This is a genomic window from Winogradskyella sp. UBA3174 (assembly GCF_002364335.1).
GTDB lineage: Bacteria > Bacteroidota > Bacteroidia > Flavobacteriales > Flavobacteriaceae > Winogradskyella.
In genome coordinates, this window is the sequence record NZ_DEXW01000026.1 from 53,209 (window position 1) to 70,414 (window position 17,206).

Genomic DNA, 17,206 nt, shown 5'->3' on the forward strand with positions numbered 1-17,206 from the left:
AGCAGAGGTAGACAAGTTTCAAGGAGAAGCTGATGCTTTACAAGGACAGATTGACGCCCTTCCAGGTTGGCATTTTGGTGCCTTCGGTACTGTAGGTGGGAGCCTTTCTGAGTTCAGTAATTGGTACTCTCAAGGAACGCCTAACAACAGTGCTGGTAGTATTGGTTTTACAGTTAATGCATTTGCCAACAAAATTGAAGACAAATACTTTTGGAGAAGTGCTTTAACATTAAATTTAAATTGGGTAAAATTAGATGACAAAGACAGCCCTGACGACGATGATAGTTTTCAACCAACTACAGATGTTTTTAATATCTCGTCATTATACGGTTACAAATTGAGTGATAAATGGGCTGCTTCTGGATTTATGGAATACAGAACGACCTTATTAGACAACTTCAACGACCCTGGTTATTTAGATGTTGGTTTTGGTGTAACTTGGACTCCTGTTCCAGATTTATTTGTTGTAATACACCCTTTAAACTATAATTTCGTTTTTTCTGATAACGATATTATTTTTGAATCTTCCTTAGGTGCAAAAATTGTTGCAGATTATACGAAACAAATTGGAGCTATCAACTTTAAGACAAATTTATCTGTTTTTCAGAGTTATGAATCATCCGATTTATCGAACTGGACTTGGACAAACTCCTTTAGCTACACGCTTTGGGAAATGATTGGTGTAGGTTTTGATTTTGGTTTAAGAAGTAACAAGCAAGAAGCTCTAAATTATGCTTTGGGTCAATTTGAACCTATTGGCGGTGGTGATACACCAGATTTTAATAATGTGGATAACGATTTACAAACGTATTACACACTTGGCTTAAGTTATAATTTTTAAGCCAACACAATACATAAACTAAAAAAAAGAGGTCTAAATTAAATTTAGACCTCTTTTCTTATTCAATATCCTCAACATCTGGATATAAAAAATGATTATAAGGAAACCGCGTAATGTGAATCTCTCTTACTTCCTTATAAACGCGTTTCCTAAACTCGTCTAAATTTTCTTTTTTTAATGCAGAAATAAATAAGGCATTTTCACCAATCTTATTCATCCAAGTTTTTTTCCATTCTTCAATAGAGTAATTAGCTTGTGTCCGTTCGGCAATTAAATCATCATCATCAAAAGGTTCCGCTTCGTAAGTATCAATTTTATTAAACACCATAATCGTTGGCTTATCCTTACTACTAATATCATCTAAAATTTGATTCACAGAATCTATATGTTCTTCAAAATTTGAATGAGAAATATCAACAACATGTAATAGTAAATCAGCCTCTCTTACCTCGTCGAGTGTACTCTTAAAAGACTCTACTAATTGTGTTGGAAGTTTTCTTATAAAACCAACAGTGTCACTGACTAAAAAAGGTAAATTCCCAATAACTACTTTTCTAACTGTAGTATCTACAGTTGCAAACAGTTTATTTTCTGCAAATACCTCACTTTTACTAATAACGTTCATTAATGTAGACTTACCAACATTGGTATAACCGACTAAAGCAACTCTTACCATTTTTCCGCGATTACCGCGTTGTACAGCCATTTGCTTATCAATTATTTTAATTTTAGCCTTTAGCAAAGCTATTTTATCGCGGACAATACGTCTGTCTGTCTCTATTTCTGTTTCACCAGGTCCTCGCATTCCAATACCCCCTTTTTGTCTTTCAAGGTGAGTCCACATTCCTTTTAACCTTGGTAGTAAGTATTGACATTGCGCTAACTCTACTTGGGTTCTTGCATAACTGGTTTGAGCGCGTTGTGCAAAAATATCTAATATCAAATTAGTGCGGTCTAATATTTTACAGTTAAGAATTTTACTAATATTTCGTTCTTGTGCAGGGGATAATTCGTCATCAAAAATCACTGTACCAATATCGTTATCTTTTACAAAATGCATTACTTCTTCCATCTTACCTGTACCTATAAAAGTTTTAGGGTTTGGCATTGTCATTTTCTGAGTGTAACGTTTTACAACCTCACCTCCTGCAGTGTAGGTTAAAAATTCTAACTCATCTAAATATTCTGTTGACTTCTCTTCATCTTGTTCTTGAGTAATAACTCCTATTAAAAGAGCCCTCTCTAAACTAATATCTTTTTTTTCTATCATAATCTTATTCAAAGTACAAAGTTAAGCAAATGCGTTATTTAGAATAAGATTTTAAAATCATATATTTATTGCCATGATTAATAATGACTATACCTCTTACACAATTGCGTTTTATAACACAGAAAACTTATTTGACATAGAAAATGATCCACTTACTAATGATGATGATTTTTTAGCAACATCGAGAAAACGATGGACTCCAAAACGCTATCAGAATAAGTTAACAAAATTAGGTGATGTTATTTCTAAAATCGGAGAAGAAAACACTACAGTTGCTCCAATAATTATTGGTTTAGCTGAAGTAGAAAATAAAAAAGTGTTATCTGACCTCATAAAAAATAAAAACCTAATTAAAGAAGAATACCGTTATATTCATTACGAATCACCAGATGAAAGAGGAATTGATGTCGCATTACTCTATAAACCTGATATTTTTAAAGTTGAAAGCTCTGAAGTGTTTTCAGTTTATCTTCAAAGCGAAACTGGAAAACAAGATTATACCAGAGATATTCTTTTAGTACAAGGCAAACTAAATAATGAAAACATAAATATTATAGTTAATCATTGGTCTTCTAGACGAGAAGGCACAAAAGAAACTGAATTTAAACGGATTGCAGCGGCTAATGTGGTAAATTCTATTATTAAAACATTGAAAAAAAAGGATCATCTAGCCAAAGTTATAGTTATGGGGGATTTTAACGACAATCCTAACTGTAAAAGTATTTCTACAATAGAACAAGAAAGTGAGTTATACAATCCTTTTAAAACGGTTTGGTCTAGGGATAAAGGAAGTTTAAGCTATAACTTTCAGTGGAATTTATTTGACCAAATTTTGTTTTCAACTAATTTATTTGATCCTAAAAATTCAAAATTATCATTCGATAGTGCAAATATATTTAACAGTAAATTTTTAACACAAAACCATGGCAAATATAAAGGGCAACCTCTTAGAACTTATGTAGGAAAAAAATACAAAGGTGGCTATAGTGACCACTTTCCTGTTTACATTAAATTGAAGCCTTCTAATTAAAATAAAAAAAAACCTTTTATCGGTAAATAAAGTACTTAGTCTATTATCGTAATGTTAACATCTTGTTAATAGCCTTTTTTTCTATATTGGTCGTGAGAATAGGTAAGCAATCTTCTCATATTATACGTACAATTTATACTAACAAACTAATAATCAACAAACAACTTATTTGTAATCAAATGATTATGAATGATTTTCATATTTACTAATAAACCGATTAATAATGAAAAAGATTACTCTAATTTTTATCATGCTAGCTTTTGTTTTAACAGCCAACGCTCAGTATGTTTTTAATCCTATCGCAGGACCCACTAATGTGGCATCTGGAACACCTGTTACAATAAACCTCAATGACGTAGCCAATGCATCAGGCGTTACTGCATCATCTACTGGCTCTTATGATTCATTCTCTCTTTCAGTAGATTGGACAGATGGTGGAGGTGGTCCATGGTCAACGGAAGCAGATTTGACATTTACAACCACCGCTGGTTCTATTCTTATAGATCCCCCAACTACTGGTGGCGCTACAAATGCTACTGCAACAACATTAACTTTTGATGGAGATTTACCAGCAATTTATAACCCTACTACTGATGGTTTCATAGACTTAGTTCTTAATCAAAGTTTTGGAGGTTCTAGTGGAAATTGGTCAAATATAGTAGTCACTCTTTTTGAGAGTCCAACTTGTGTGGTACCTATTGGTATGGCGGCATCTAACGGCACAACAACTACAGTCGATTTAAATTGGGCTGCAGGTGACTCTGAAACAACTTGGAATTTAGAATGGAATGCTGCTGCAAATTTTACACCAGGCAATGGTGAAGAAGAAGGGTCAGTGACTATAAATACAACACCGACAACAGCATTAGCTGGCTTAACCCCTTTGTCAAATTATTTTCTTTATTACCAAGCAGATTGTGCGGGTAATGGATTAAGTGAGTGGGTAGGGCCTTTTAACTTCTTAACAGGTTATTGTGAATCTATTCCTTCATCTAACGATAATGATGGTATAAACCAAGCGCAATTAGGTTCTGAAATATTCACTTCGGCTGGAGACGTAGTTTTTGAAGACTTTACAGCACCAACCGTAGATTTAGCTGCAGGTGTTACCGCAAACTTTCAAATAATTTTTGCTTCTGGTTTTACGTATGATGTAAATGTATGGATTGATTTTAATAACGATTTAGTATATGACAATGCAACCGAGTTAGTTTTTCAGGGAGAAACAACCAATGCTAATCCTACGACTTTTGATGCTTCTTTTGTAATGCCAAATGTTCCTCTTGGTATTTATAATATGAGAATGGGTTCTGCTGATTTTGGCCAAGACCCACCGAACCCATGTTTTACTGGTGCTTTTGGTGTTACAGCAGATTTCACAGTTAATGTAACAGAAGCACCAGATTGTATTCCGGCATCTGCTTTAATTGCAGAAAATATAACAGAAACATCCGCTGATTTATCTTGGACAGATTTAGGAGCTACTGGTGTAACTTGGGATTTAGAATGGGGACCTGCTGGTTTTATTCCAGGTACAGGAACTACTGTAAATGGTTTAACAGTTCCAAACTTAATGCTTACTGGTTTAACGGCTGGAACATCTTATGACTATTACATACTCACTAATTGTGCAGTAGGATCATCTACAGTTTCTGGACCATCTAACTTTATAACTGCGACACCAGGAGAAACTTGTGCAAACGCTTTTCCTATGACTGTTGAAGCATTATGTGATGGTACAAATTCAGTGACATTTAACTTTGCTAATGGTGGAGATGTAGACGCCAATGGTGAGAATCCTTCTTGTGATGGATTTGGAAACTTTGGTTATTTTATGAGTTTTACTGCACCGCCTGTAGGTTCTGTTGTTATTTATTTTGATGGAGCAGCAGATAATATTGGTTTAGAAGTATATGACTCTTGTGGTGGTATAGCGGTTTCTGATTGTACTAATAATGCTTTCGATGCTGGTGATAACTCTGGTGTTATTGGTGGTCTAACACCTGGTGACACTTATGTAGCTTTAATTTGGAGAGATCAATCCTCAGGAACAGCAGATGTATGTATTGAAGAAGGGCCAACATGTCCTTTCCCAATAAATTTAGAAGCTATCAATGTAGGTGAAGACTCTGCAGATTTAAGCTGGATAGAAAATGGTACAGCTACATCTTGGAATATAGAATGGGGACCAACTGGTTTTGCCCAAGGTACAGGTACTATTTTAAATGGTGTAACTACAAATCCTTTTAACTTAACAGGGTTAACACAAAACACAACATACGATTTTTACGTGCAAGCAATTTGTGCAACTGAAACATCTAATTTTGCTGGGCCATTTACGTTTACAACAACACCTCAATCTAACTTTACAATAGATTGTGCTACTGGTGGACCGTTAACTCAAGATTACTGTTATGATAATGGTGGTGCAGCGAATCCATTTATATTCACATTTACGAGTAACGATGGTACACCTTTAAACTTAACTTTTAATTCAGGTAATGTAGAAAATAACTTTGATGAACTAGTAGTGCTAGATTCTGATGGAACTCCTTTCGCTGGGTTTGCAATTGCAGATCAAAATTACGGTGCTGGTGGTAATATTGGTGGAATTACTTTTCAATCTACAGGCGATACAATATCTTTCTTTATTAATTCAGATGGTTCTGTAAGTTGTGGTAGTGGAAGTGCAGCCTTAGTTGGTGGTATAAACTACACGGTTTCTTGTGCTACTTGTATTAATCCACAAGCAACATATTCTGTAATTGATGATTGTGATAACGGTGATCAATTCTTAATCGATGTAGACGTTACAACTTTAGGTGATGCTTCATCATTGACAATTTCAAATAATATTAACGGAGATACAACACCTGTTACAACTGTAGGTACTTATCAAATAGGACCTTTTGCTTTCTTAGTAGATGTTGTGGTAACGGTAAGTAATGATCAAGATACTAACTGTATTATAAATAGTCAACCTATACAACTATTAGCATGTCCACCAGACAATGATAATTGTGATGGAGCCATAGTCGCCGTAGTAAATGACGGACCTGCATGTGATGCAACAACGCCAGGGACTATATTAGCTGCAACACCATCTGGTGTTCCTGCCGGAAGTTGTACTGGTAATACCGGTGATGATGTATGGTTTGAATTTACAGCTTTAAATGAAGTTCAAATTATTTCAATTTTAAATATAGCGGGTGGTACGTTTAATATAGATCACGCTTTATATGAAGGTTCTTGTGGCACGTTAACAGAGCTTTATTGTTCTAATGACGATGCAAGTGTAACTCCTGCATTAGTTGTTGGTGACACTTATTACATCAGAATATTTAGTAGTGGTAGTGATAATGACGAAACATCTACTTTTGATTTATGTATTAGAGAAGCACCTTCTAACATTATATGTGAGAATGCAGAAAACTTCTGTTCTGTGGGTGGTGCACTGACTACACCAAATATTATTGGTATTCCAGACCCAAATCAACTAGCATGTTTAGGTACTGCACCTAATCCTGTTTGGAATATCATTCAAATTGGTGAATCGGGACCTATTGAAATAGAAATTAACCAGCAAGATGATGCTGGAAACGGATTAGATGTTGATTTTGTAATCTGGGGACCTTTTACTTCAGTAGAAGAAGCATGTATAGGTATTGTTTTTGAAGATTGTCCTACATGTCCTTTCTCTAACAATCCTGATACAGGTTTTTATCCATTCGGAAATATTGTTGACTGTAGTTACTCAGGTGCAGCAGTAGAAAATTTAAGTATTGATAATGCATTGGAAGATGAAATATATTTGTTGTTGGTAACTAATTTTAATGGTAACCCTGGAACAATAACAATAGAACAAACGAATTCTGATGGAACAGACAATGGTACTATTAGTGCAGAGATATCTGCGGAACTTGTTAGTAACGAGGTCGTGATAGATCAAAGTAATGATCCAACTGAAGTAGATGAAGTTTCTGTTTGTGGATTTACCTCTGTAACTATTGAAACTAATTCACCATTTGCTGATTCTTTTGTTTGGTTTAAAGATGGATTTGAAATTCCTGGAGAAACATCTGCTACACTTACTGTAACAGAATCAGATAACTATCAAGTTCAAGCATTTGATGATCAGTGTGGCGATGATGCATTTTCGCAAATTGTTATTGTAAATCTTTATCAAGATGCTGGGACTGTAGCTGCTCAAAACATTACAGTTTGTGATGGTCCTGAAAGTGATGGCTCAGAAGATTTCGATTTAAATGCGTTAACTACATCATTAGGTCTTTCAGCAGATTTCACCGTATCATATTACACAAATACTGCAGAAGCTAATCAAGCAATAAATCCTGTATCATCACCATATACGTCATCAGGAGAAACACTAATTATTAGAATTGAGGATGCAGACGCAGCAGCCAATAATTTCTTAGGATGTCGTCAGATATCTGACGTTGAGTTGGTTGTTAACCCTATTCCTAATGTAAATCAACCGATGGACTTTGTTGTCTGTGATGATGCAGATGGAAATGTAGATGGGATGACAGAATTTAATTTAGAATCTATTAATGATGAGGTTAACTCTGATGCTGGTATAACTATAACATATCACACATCCTTAGCAGATGCTGATGCAGATACTGGTGCTTTAATAAGCCCTTATGAAAGTAGTGGCGAAACTATTTTTGTAAGAGTAGAAGACGACGCAACTGGATGTTTTGATACTACATCCTTTAACTTAGTCGTAAACGTTGTGCCATTAGCAACTTTTGATCCTCAATTTGATTATGCTGTTTGTCCTAATGCTACAGTTCCAATTCAAATAGGCATTGTTCCTACTAACTTTACCGCTGCAGATGTTACTGTAAGCTGGTTATTAGACGGTACATTAATTTTAGGAGCAACTGGTTTAACTTTAGATACTGTTTTAGTAGAAGGAGATTATTCTGCGGAAATTAGTTTTATTGGAACAGGCTGTGTTAATACAATAACAATATTTGTTGAAGAATTAGATGCTTGTATCTTCCCAGAAGGTATTTCACCTGGAGTAACACCTGGTCAGAATGACAACTTTGACTTAAGTAGTTTTGATGTTTCTCAACTAGAAATATTTAATAGAAATGGTACTCTAGTATATTCTAAAAATAATTATACAGACGAGTGGTTTGGCCAAACTAATGATGGCGAAGAACTACCTGTCGGAACTTATTTCTACACTATGACTTACGAAGGCGGAACAAAAAGACGTAGTGCTTGGATATATATAAATAGATAAACTTACTAACTGAATCAACTTAAATTATAATGAAAAAAATCTCTATTATAGCGGTTCTACTTCTTGCGTTACAGATGCATGGACAACAAGACCCTCAGTACACTCAGTACATGTATAATATGAATATCATCAACCCAGCCTATGCTGGTTCTAGAGAAGGGTTATCTTTTGGCCTTCTCTATAGAAACCAATGGACAGGAATTGAAGGTAATCCAGAAACAGGTACATTTTTCGGTCACACACCAATTGGAAACAATTTAGGCGTGGGACTATCCTTAATATCTGATCGCTTAGGACCAGTTAAAGAAACTAATGTCTTTGCTGATATTTCCTATACGCTGAAATTAGGTGGTGAGCATCGCTTAGCTTTTGGTGTAAAAGTTGGTGCTACATTTCATGATATTGGTTTAGTAGATTTAGATGTAATTGATGAAACCGATCCTTTCTTTGGTAACGACATAAATAGCACAACACCTAATATGGGTGCAGGTGTGTTTTACTATACTAATAAATACTATGTCTCGTTGTCTGTACCAAATATGCTGTCTTCAGTACATCTTGATACTAACGGAAATAAGATAGGATCAGAAACACAACACTACTTTCTAACAGGTGGTTATGTGTTTGATTTATCACCCAATACAGAACTTAAACCATCAGTTATGGTTAAATCTGCATTTAATGCACCAACGTCATTGGATGTTAATTTAAATGCAAGGTTTTTCAAAAAATTTGAAGTTGGCGTCTCTTACAGATCAGACGATTCATTCTCGGGTTTAGTGAATTTTGCTATATCACCAGGAGTAAGAATTGGGTATGCGTATGACGCAATAACATCAGGTATTAGAGATTTTGCACCTGCGTCTCATGAGGTATTTTTATTATTCGACCTTAATTTTCCGAAACGCGTTTCTCGTTCACCTAGATACTTTTAATCTGATAAGCTAAACACTATTATGAAAAACTTAAAAACATTATTATTAATTACGTTGATGAGTAGTTTATGCTTAACTGCTCAAAATAACGACACAAAAAAAGCAGATAAACAATTTACTAGATACGAGTTTGTAAAAGCAGCTGAAAGCTATAAAAAGCTTGTAGAAAAAGGCAAGGCTGATACTTATGTATATGGTCAATTAGCAGAAAGCTATTACAATATTTTTAATACCGTAGAGGCTGAGCGTTACTATGCAAAAGCTTTAGAATCATCTACTAATCCAGAGATGATTTACAAGTATTCGCAGATGCTAAAGGCTAATGGGAAATACGAAGAGTCTAATGCACAGATGGATAAGTTTGCTTCTATGCGTCCGTCTGATGATAGAGCTACAGCTTTTAGAAACAATCCAAATTATCTTCCTAAAATTTTAGAACAAGGGAAAAAGTTTAATCTGCAAAATACAGACTTTAATTCTGAGCAATCAGATTTTGGAGGTATTATGAATGATGGTAAACTGTACATCACATCTGGACGTAATAACAGCCGTAAAACATATGGTTGGAATCAGGAACCTTTCTTAGATATTTACGAAATATCTAAAAATTCTGATGGTTCATTCCAAGCTGCAAGCTTAATGAATGATAAAATAAATACTAAATTTCACGAAGGTTTGGTCTCATTCACACCAAATGGAGAAACTATGTATTTTTCTAGAGAAAGTTATTTTGAAAAAGTTTTTCAAAAAGATTCTTTGTCTAAAACACGTTACAGCCAACTTTACTTATTTAAAGCAACAAAACTAGGCAACGATTGGGATACTGTTGAGAGCTTAAAACTAAATAGTGAAAACTATTCTGTAAAAAACCCAGCTGTAAGCGCAGATGGTAAAACGCTTTTCTTTGCCTCTGATATGCCTGGTGGTTTCGGTTTATATGATATTTACAAAGCGCCTATCAATGCAGACGGATCTCTGGGTGAACCCACCAATATGGGACAAAAAGTAAATACCGAAGGTCAAGAAATGTTTCCGTATGTAAGTAGTAATAATAACTTGTATTTTTCATCTAACGGTCATTTAGGCTTAGGTGGAATGGATGTATTCTACACCAAAGAAATTGACGGTAAACTAGCACCTATTAGAAATGTTGGTATTCCTATTAATAGTAACGGAGATGATTTTGCTTTTACAATAGATGAAGAAGCAGAAGAAGGTTTTGTCTCTTCTAATAGAGATGGTGGCAAAGGTAGTGACGATGTTTACGCCTTTAAAAAATTACAACCATTATGTGATGTCTTAATTACAGCTACTGTATTAGATGATAAAACTAGAGCTCCTTTAAGTGGTGCATCTGTATCTTTATATGATACAGAAGGCAATAAAATTGTTTCTAAAACAAGTAATGCTGAAGGTGTAGCTGAATTTATAGTAGAGTGTGAAACAGACTCAGAATTAGAAGTTACTATAAATGGCTATGACAGTAAAAAAGTTACAGTTGATGGAACAAATGAAGAAGAGCTTGCCGTACAAATTAGCTTAGATCCTATTGAAAAAATTATCGTTGCTGATAAAATTGAGTTAGATCCTATCTACTTTGATTTTGACAAATCTAATATCACAGCGCAAGCTGCTTTTGAATTGGATAAACTTGTTCAGATTATGACTAAATATCCAAACATGGTTATTAACGCGACGTCTCATACAGATTTTAGAGGTCCAGATTCATACAATACAATATTGTCAGAACGTAGAGCAAAAAGTACTGCACAATATGTAATATCTAAAGGTGTTGACGAGTCTCGCATTTCTGCAACAGGTAAAGGTGAAACTGAACCTAAGGTTAATTGTGGAGGTAAATGTACTAAAGAAGAGCATGCTACGAATAGACGTTCTGAGTTTATCATTACTAGTGGTGGACCAGGGGCTTAAAAAGCAAAATTTATAAAACATTAAAAAGGCTCTGAAAATTCAGAGCCTTTTTTGTTATCTACAAAAAAAAATTAAAATAGTATTACTTCCAAAGTGTATATGGTAATTTGCTTAATTGCGAGTTGTAATATTTTACGTCTCCGGTTACCTCTTTACCTAACCAATTTGGTTTTATAAAATTTTCATTTTCAGATTTTAACTCAACTTCTGCTATAACTAAACCTTCATTTTCAATAAAAAACTCGTCAACTTCAAAAATATGGTTTCCTGATTTTACTTCGTAACGAATTTTGTCAATAATTCCCAATTCGCAAAGTTCTAATAAAAACTCTGCTTCTATTCTAGGGATCTCTTTTTCCCATTCAAAACGAGACAAACCGTTTTTTGTAGATTTCCCTTTTATAGTTAAATAACCTATGTCTTTTATCAATCTAACCCTTACTGTTCTTTCTGCATCACTATTTAAAAATCCTTGCTTTATAGTATAGCTGTTAAAAGCTTCCGTTTTAAAAACATTTGATGTGACTAAAAATTTACGTTCTATTTCTATCATGAAAAACCTAAAAAGGCATTTAATGCCTAAATTTACAGCATGCTTAACGATTTACCAATAAGAAAGATAATTCATGTAGATATGGATGCATTTTATGCATCCATAGCACAAAAGGATAATCCTGAGCTTAGAGGTAAAGCTATAGCTGTTGGTGGTGGCGGAACACGTGGAGTTGTAAGTGCAGCAAGTTACGAAGCTCGAAAATTTGGCGTAAAAAGTGCTATGTCTGGTCGCTTAGCGATAAAACTTTGCCCAGAACTCATCTTTGTGAAGACAGATTTTAATCGTTATAAAGAAATTTCAAACCGAATAAGAAAGGTTTTTCATGATTATACCGATTTAGTTGAGCCTTTGTCTTTAGACGAAGCTTACTTAGATGTAACAGAAAACAAAATAGGATTACCTAGTGCAACTTTACTAGCTCAAAAGATAAGACAGCAAATTTATGACGAAGTAGGCTTAACAGCGTCTGCAGGTATCTCTATTAATAAGTTTATAGCTAAAGTTGCAAGTGATTATAATAAACCTAATGGACAAAAAACTGTAAACCCTGAAGATGTGCTTCAGTTTTTAGAAGATTTAGATATTCGTAAGTTTTATGGTGTAGGTAAAGTCACTGCTGATAAAATGTATCAAAAAGGGATTTTTACTGGTAAAGATTTAAAGTTGAAAAGCTTTGAATACCTAAATGAACACTTCGGAAAATCAGGACGCTACTACTACGACGTAGTAAGAGGTATACACAATAGCGAAGTAAAACCTAATCGTATTAGAAAATCTTTAGCTGCAGAACGTACTTTTAGTAAAAATTTATCTTCCGAAATTTTTATGCTAGAAAAACTAGAGCATATTGCAGAAGAAGTCTCAAAGCGATTACATAACAGTAAAGTTTCAGGAAAAACAATAACACTCAAAATAAAATACAGCGACTTTACATTACAAACAAGAAGTAAAACATTACCTTATTACGTGAGTGAAAAAGCCATAATTCTTGAAACAGCAAAAGATCTTCTCTACCAAGACAAACTAGATAATTCAGTGCGTCTTTTAGGTATTTCTTTATCAAATTTGAATACCAAAGTTGCAAAACCTAAGTCTTCAGAAATAGAAAAAAAATCTTTTAGTGTACAGTTGAAGTTTGCCTTTTAAATCTACTAGAAACTACAACTCTCAATCTCAGTAACTCGCAATGTATTCACCATACCTTTAGCTTGTATTGGCATTGCTGCTAAACTAATTAACATATCCCCAACTTCTAAATAACCTTTTTTACAAGCAATTGTATTTACATCTTCAATAGTCTCATCTGTACTTACAAACTTGTCATAGTAGAATGCTTTAACTCCCCAAAGCAAACTCAATTGTGTTAAAATACGCCTGTTAGATGTAAATACCAATATATGTGCCGAAGGTCTCCAAGCGGAAATCTGAAACGCTGTATAACCACTATTAGTTAATGTCGAAATTGCTTTTGCATTAATTTCGTTTGCCATATTAGCGGCATGATAACATATCGCTTTTGTTATGTAACGTTTTGTACGAATGTGAGGCGGTTTTTGTGGCACTTTAATTAATGGTGAATCTTCAACACTACGAATAATATTTGCCATCTGACGAATCACTTGTACAGGATATTGCCCAACTGAAGTTTCACCAGATAACATTACAGCATCTGCACCATCCATAACTGAATTGGCAACATCATTAACTTCAGCTCTTGTTGGAGTTAAGCTTGTAATCATTGTTTCCATCATCTGTGTTGCAATAATTACAGGAATCCTCGCTTTTTTTGCTCTAAGTACTAATTGCTTCTGAATTAATGGAACTTCCTCTGCTGGGATTTCAACACCTAAATCACCACGAGCTACCATTAAACCATCACAATAAGCTACAATCTTATCAATATTTTCGACCGCTTCTGGCTTTTCAATTTTAGCAATAATCGGAATCTTATGTTCGCTGTGCTCACTAATTAATTTTTCTAACTGCATTAAATCTTCAGCATGTCTTACAAAAGATAACGCCATCCAATCTACTTTTTGCCCTATAGCAAATATGGCATCTTCAATATCTTTTTCTGTCAACGCAGGTTGAGAAATATTTGTATTAGGAAGATTTACACCCTTTTTAGATTTTAGTGGTCCACCCTGTATAACCTTAGCTTTTACCTCAGTCTTTCTATCCGTAGAGACGACTTCGAAAATTAACTTACCATCATCTAAAAGAATACGCTCTCCTGGATTAGCATCTTGTGGAAATTTATCATAAGTCATGTAAACACGATCTTTAGTGCCTTCAAAACGTTCACCAGTTGCAAAAATAATTTCGTCCCCTGCATTTACAATAACTTCACCTTTCATCATCCCTACGCGTAATTTAGGACCTTGTAAATCACCTAAGATAGAAGCGTTATATCCAAACTCTTCATTGAGTTCTCTAATCATTTTTATACGTTCCTCTACGTCTTTGTAATCCGCATGCGAAAAGTTAATTCTAAATACATTACAGCCTTCATCTAACATGGCTTTTAAAACTGCCTTTGTGCTGGTTGCTGGGCCTAATGTGGCTACTATTTTTGTTTTCTTGTTTGACATCAACTCAAAAAATTAAATGGTCTTTGGATTTTATTTTTAACGGATTTACCGTATAACTTGTAATAATCTGTGGAATGGACTGTAATGTATCTAGTATTAAATCTTCATTTACATTCTGAATTTCATTGGAGATTTTTATAAAAAAATCCACACGTTTTAATTCAGGAATTAGATGAAATGTTTTTAGCGTTTTCTCACTATTTGTAAATAATGTTCCTGTACTGTAAAGGCTATCTTCTTCTTTTTTGCAAACGTTAGAAACTAAATTCCAAGTTACATACTCAGCTTCATTATTCCATTCAAAAAAACTGTAAGAAGATGTTAAGTACTTAAAATCTAAATCATGCTCATTTCGAGTTAGATTTAAGTCTAAATTCTTATTAAGTAAATATGCTAAACGGTAATCTTCTAGTCGACAATGAAGAGCTATAAGCTTGTAAGCGTCATCAAAAAAATCATCTACCAAAAGTTTGTGTAAAGCCATACAGTCATAACCTTGATTGGTAAATATAGTATATAAAAAGCTTAGTTATATTAACTTTTGGTTAATCTTAACCCATAAAGCTTACGAAAACGATATAGTTTTAAGAGTTTTGCAACTAAGAAGGTTAATAGACTTAAATAAGTTTAGTAATTTGCTTTTGAAAAGCGAAAAAAGCACGTTTAGAAGCTTTTTCTTCGGCTTTCTTTTTTGAAGTTGCTCTAGCTTTAGATACTACCTTATCATTAATACTTAGCTTTACCGAAAAATGTTTTAATTCATCATTCCCTGTATCTTCATAGACATTGTAATTAAACGTATTCTTTTCTTTTTGGCACCATTCTATAAGTAGACTCTTATAGCTAATAACCTTACCTTCTAGAGTTTCTATATCTACGTATGGCTTTATAACTCTATTATAAATAAATTTTTCACAAAACTTATAACCTCTGTCTAAGTAAATAGCGCCTACTAAAGCTTCGAATAAATTACCATGTATATTATCACCAAAGTTAGATTTAGGTATTCTGCTTTTTACTAGAAGTATTAAACCTAGATCTTTACCAAGCTCATTAAGATGCTCTCTACTCACCACTTTAGAACGCATCTTTGTTAGATAGCCTTCATCCCCATGTGGTACTTTCTCAAATAAATAAAATGCAATAACAGAACTTAACATCGCATCACCTACAAACTCTAAACGTTCGTAATTAATTGGGTTGCCTTTTTTATCCCTAATATTCATTGAGCGATGTGTAAAGGCTTTTACGTAAAGTAAATTAGACTTTGGTTTAAAACCAAGAATATCTATAAGTTGTAAAAAAAAATTCCCGTCTTCTTTAGAGCGGGAATTTAGTATGTTACGAATGAAGTTCATTCGGGACTTAATCTAATTTTTTAAATAATACACAAGCGTTGTGACCGCCAAATCCGAATGTATTACTCATTGCGACTTTAATTTCTCGTTTCTGAGGTTTATTGAGTGTTAAATTTAATTCTGGATCTATATTTGGGTCAACTGTTTCATGATTAATTGTTGGCGGCACAATACCATGCTGCATCGCCATAATTGAAGCAATTGCTTCAATAGCACCAGCAGCGCCCAACAAGTGACCTGTCATAGATTTTGTAGAATTAATATTTATATTTTTAGCATGGCTGCCAAATACTTGAGATATAGCTTTTAACTCTGCAACATCACCCAATGGTGTTGATGTGCCGTGTGTGTTTATATGATCTACATCTTCAGGTTTTAATCCAGCATTTTCTAAACAATTTTTCATTACCGCAACGACACCAATTCCATCAGGATGTGGCGCTGTCATGTGATACGCATCAGAAGATAAACCTCCACCGACAACTTCTGCGTAGATTTTAGCTCCTCTTGCTATCGCATGCTCGTACTCTTCTAGTACAATAGCTCCTGCTCCTTCACCTAATACAAAACCATCTCGGTTAGCATCAAATGGTCTCGAAGCTGTTGTTGGACTATCATTACGCGTACTCATGGCGTGCATAGCATTAAACCCACCCATACCAGCAATAGTAACTGCAGCTTCACTTCCTCCTGTAATAATCACATCACAAGTGCCTAAACGAATAGTGTTTAATGCATCGATCATTGAATTTGCAGAAGATGCACATGCAGATACTGTTGTATAGTTTGGACCCATAAAACCATATTTTATAGATATGTTTCCAGGTGCTATATCAGCAATCATTTTTGGAATGAAGAATGGATTAAAACGAGGTGTTCCGTCACCAGCGGCAAAGTTTAACACTTCTTCTTGAAATGTTTCTAAACCACCAATACCAGCTCCCCAAATTACTCCGACTCTTAATTTGTCTATCGCATCTAAATCTAGTTTTGAGTCTACAATTGCTTCATCCGAAGCGACCATTGCATACTGGGAAAACTTATCCATTTTGCGTGCTAACTTTCTATCAATAAAGTCAGTAACCTCAAAGTTTTTTATTTCACAAGCGAACTTCGTTTTGAACTTTTCAGGATCAAAATGTGTCACAGGTGCGGCACCACTCTTACCACTCAAAAGTGCATCCCAATATTCGTCTTTGGTATTGCCTATTGGTGTAAGTGCACCTAAACCGGTAACTACTACTCGCTTTAATTCCATAAAAATTGAGTTATTATTTTGCTGCTTCTATATAAGAAATAGCTTGACCAACTGTTGCAATGTTCTCAGCTTGATCGTCTGGGATTTGAATATCAAATTCTTTTTCAAATTCCATTATTAATTCAACAGTATCTAATGAATCCGCTCCTAAATCGTT

General features: G+C 34.4%; 13 protein-coding genes. 6 read left to right on the forward strand and 7 right to left on the reverse strand.

Annotated elements, in window-relative coordinates; genetic code table 11:
* The coding region (locus tag B2U95_RS03830; protein WP_296313036.1) for a DUF3078 domain-containing protein at positions 1–841 on the forward strand (841 nt) is incomplete at its 5' end.
* Positions 842–899: 58 nt separating this feature from the next.
* Here B2U95_RS03830 and hflX read toward each other — a convergent pair.
* Positions 900–2,111 carry a GTPase HflX gene (hflX, locus tag B2U95_RS03835; RefSeq protein ID WP_296313038.1) on the reverse strand — a complete coding sequence of 404 codons (1,212 nt, stop codon included), beginning with the start codon at positions 2,109–2,111 and terminating at the stop codon, positions 900–902.
* 73 nt (positions 2,112–2,184) lie between these two features.
* On the opposite strand from hflX, the gene B2U95_RS03840 reads away from it, so the two are divergent.
* The 4 genes from B2U95_RS03840 (at position 2,185) to B2U95_RS03855 (ending at position 11,286) form a co-directional block, all read left to right on the forward strand.
* A complete protein-coding gene (locus tag B2U95_RS03840) occupies positions 2,185–3,141 on the forward strand; it encodes an endonuclease (RefSeq protein ID WP_296313041.1) in 957 nt (318 codons plus the stop codon).
* Positions 3,142–3,364: 223 nt separating this feature from the next.
* Entirely contained in the window at positions 3,365–8,419 is a 5,055-nt protein-coding gene (locus B2U95_RS03845) for a gliding motility-associated C-terminal domain-containing protein (protein ID WP_296313043.1), read from the forward strand.
* A gap of 29 nt (positions 8,420–8,448) precedes the next feature.
* A complete protein-coding gene (locus B2U95_RS03850) occupies positions 8,449–9,354 on the forward strand; it encodes a PorP/SprF family type IX secretion system membrane protein (protein ID WP_296313045.1) in 906 nt (301 codons plus the stop codon).
* A gap of 21 nt (positions 9,355–9,375) precedes the next feature.
* Positions 9,376–11,286: an OmpA family protein gene (locus tag B2U95_RS03855; protein WP_296313047.1), complete on the forward strand. Its 1,911-nt coding sequence runs from the start codon at positions 9,376–9,378 to the stop codon at positions 11,284–11,286.
* A gap of 82 nt (positions 11,287–11,368) precedes the next feature.
* Here B2U95_RS03855 and B2U95_RS03860 read toward each other — a convergent pair whose 3' ends face one another.
* Positions 11,369–11,839 (reverse strand): CYTH domain-containing protein, encoded by a 471-nt coding sequence (locus B2U95_RS03860; RefSeq protein ID WP_296313049.1) that lies wholly within the window; start codon positions 11,837–11,839, stop codon positions 11,369–11,371.
* Between the two features lie 39 nt (positions 11,840–11,878).
* Between B2U95_RS03860 and dinB the strand changes: the two genes are divergently transcribed.
* Complete coding sequence (dinB, locus tag B2U95_RS03865) at positions 11,879–12,988, forward strand: DNA polymerase IV (RefSeq protein ID WP_296313051.1); 1,110 nt, start codon at positions 11,879–11,881, stop codon at positions 12,986–12,988.
* A gap of 5 nt (positions 12,989–12,993) precedes the next feature.
* Here the strand turns inward: dinB and pyk are convergent, their stop codons facing one another.
* The 5 genes from pyk to acpP all read right to left on the reverse strand — a co-directional run.
* Positions 12,994–14,436, reverse strand: a complete 1,443-nt coding sequence (pyk, locus tag B2U95_RS03870) for a pyruvate kinase (RefSeq protein WP_296313052.1) — start codon at positions 14,434–14,436, stop codon at positions 12,994–12,996.
* Between the two features lies 1 nt (position 14,437).
* A complete protein-coding gene (locus B2U95_RS03875) occupies positions 14,438–14,917 on the reverse strand; it encodes an IPExxxVDY family protein (protein WP_296313055.1) in 480 nt (159 codons plus the stop codon).
* A 133-nt stretch (positions 14,918–15,050) separates the two neighbouring features.
* Positions 15,051–15,791, reverse strand: a complete 741-nt coding sequence (rnc, locus tag B2U95_RS03880; protein WP_296313057.1) for a ribonuclease III — start codon at positions 15,789–15,791, stop codon at positions 15,051–15,053.
* 7 nt (positions 15,792–15,798) lie between these two features.
* A complete protein-coding gene (gene fabF, locus B2U95_RS03885) occupies positions 15,799–17,049 on the reverse strand; it encodes a beta-ketoacyl-ACP synthase II (protein WP_296313060.1) in 1,251 nt (416 codons plus the stop codon).
* Between the two features lie 13 nt (positions 17,050–17,062).
* The coding region (gene acpP, locus B2U95_RS03890; protein ID WP_296313066.1) for an acyl carrier protein at positions 17,063–17,206 on the reverse strand (144 nt) is incomplete at its 5' end.

Coding starts and splice junctions, on each gene's coding strand:
- hflX (WP_296313038.1), bottom strand. CDS start 2,111: ATGATAGAAAAAAAAGATATTAGTTTAGAGAGGGCTCTTTTAATAGGA.
- B2U95_RS03840 (WP_296313041.1), top strand. CDS start 2,185: ATGATTAATAATGACTATACCTCTTACACAATTGCGTTTTATAACACA.
- B2U95_RS03845 (WP_296313043.1), top strand. CDS start 3,365: ATGAAAAAGATTACTCTAATTTTTATCATGCTAGCTTTTGTTTTAACA.
- B2U95_RS03850 (WP_296313045.1), top strand. CDS start 8,449: ATGAAAAAAATCTCTATTATAGCGGTTCTACTTCTTGCGTTACAGATG.
- B2U95_RS03855 (WP_296313047.1), top strand. CDS start 9,376: ATGAAAAACTTAAAAACATTATTATTAATTACGTTGATGAGTAGTTTA.
- B2U95_RS03860 (WP_296313049.1), bottom strand. CDS start 11,839: ATGATAGAAATAGAACGTAAATTTTTAGTCACATCAAATGTTTTTAAA.
- dinB (WP_296313051.1), top strand. CDS start 11,879: ATGCTTAACGATTTACCAATAAGAAAGATAATTCATGTAGATATGGAT.
- B2U95_RS03875 (WP_296313055.1), bottom strand. CDS start 14,917: ATGGCTTTACACAAACTTTTGGTAGATGATTTTTTTGATGACGCTTAC.
- rnc (WP_296313057.1), bottom strand. CDS start 15,791: ATGAACTTCATTCGTAACATACTAAATTCCCGCTCTAAAGAAGACGGG.
- fabF (WP_296313060.1), bottom strand. CDS start 17,049: ATGGAATTAAAGCGAGTAGTAGTTACCGGTTTAGGTGCACTTACACCA.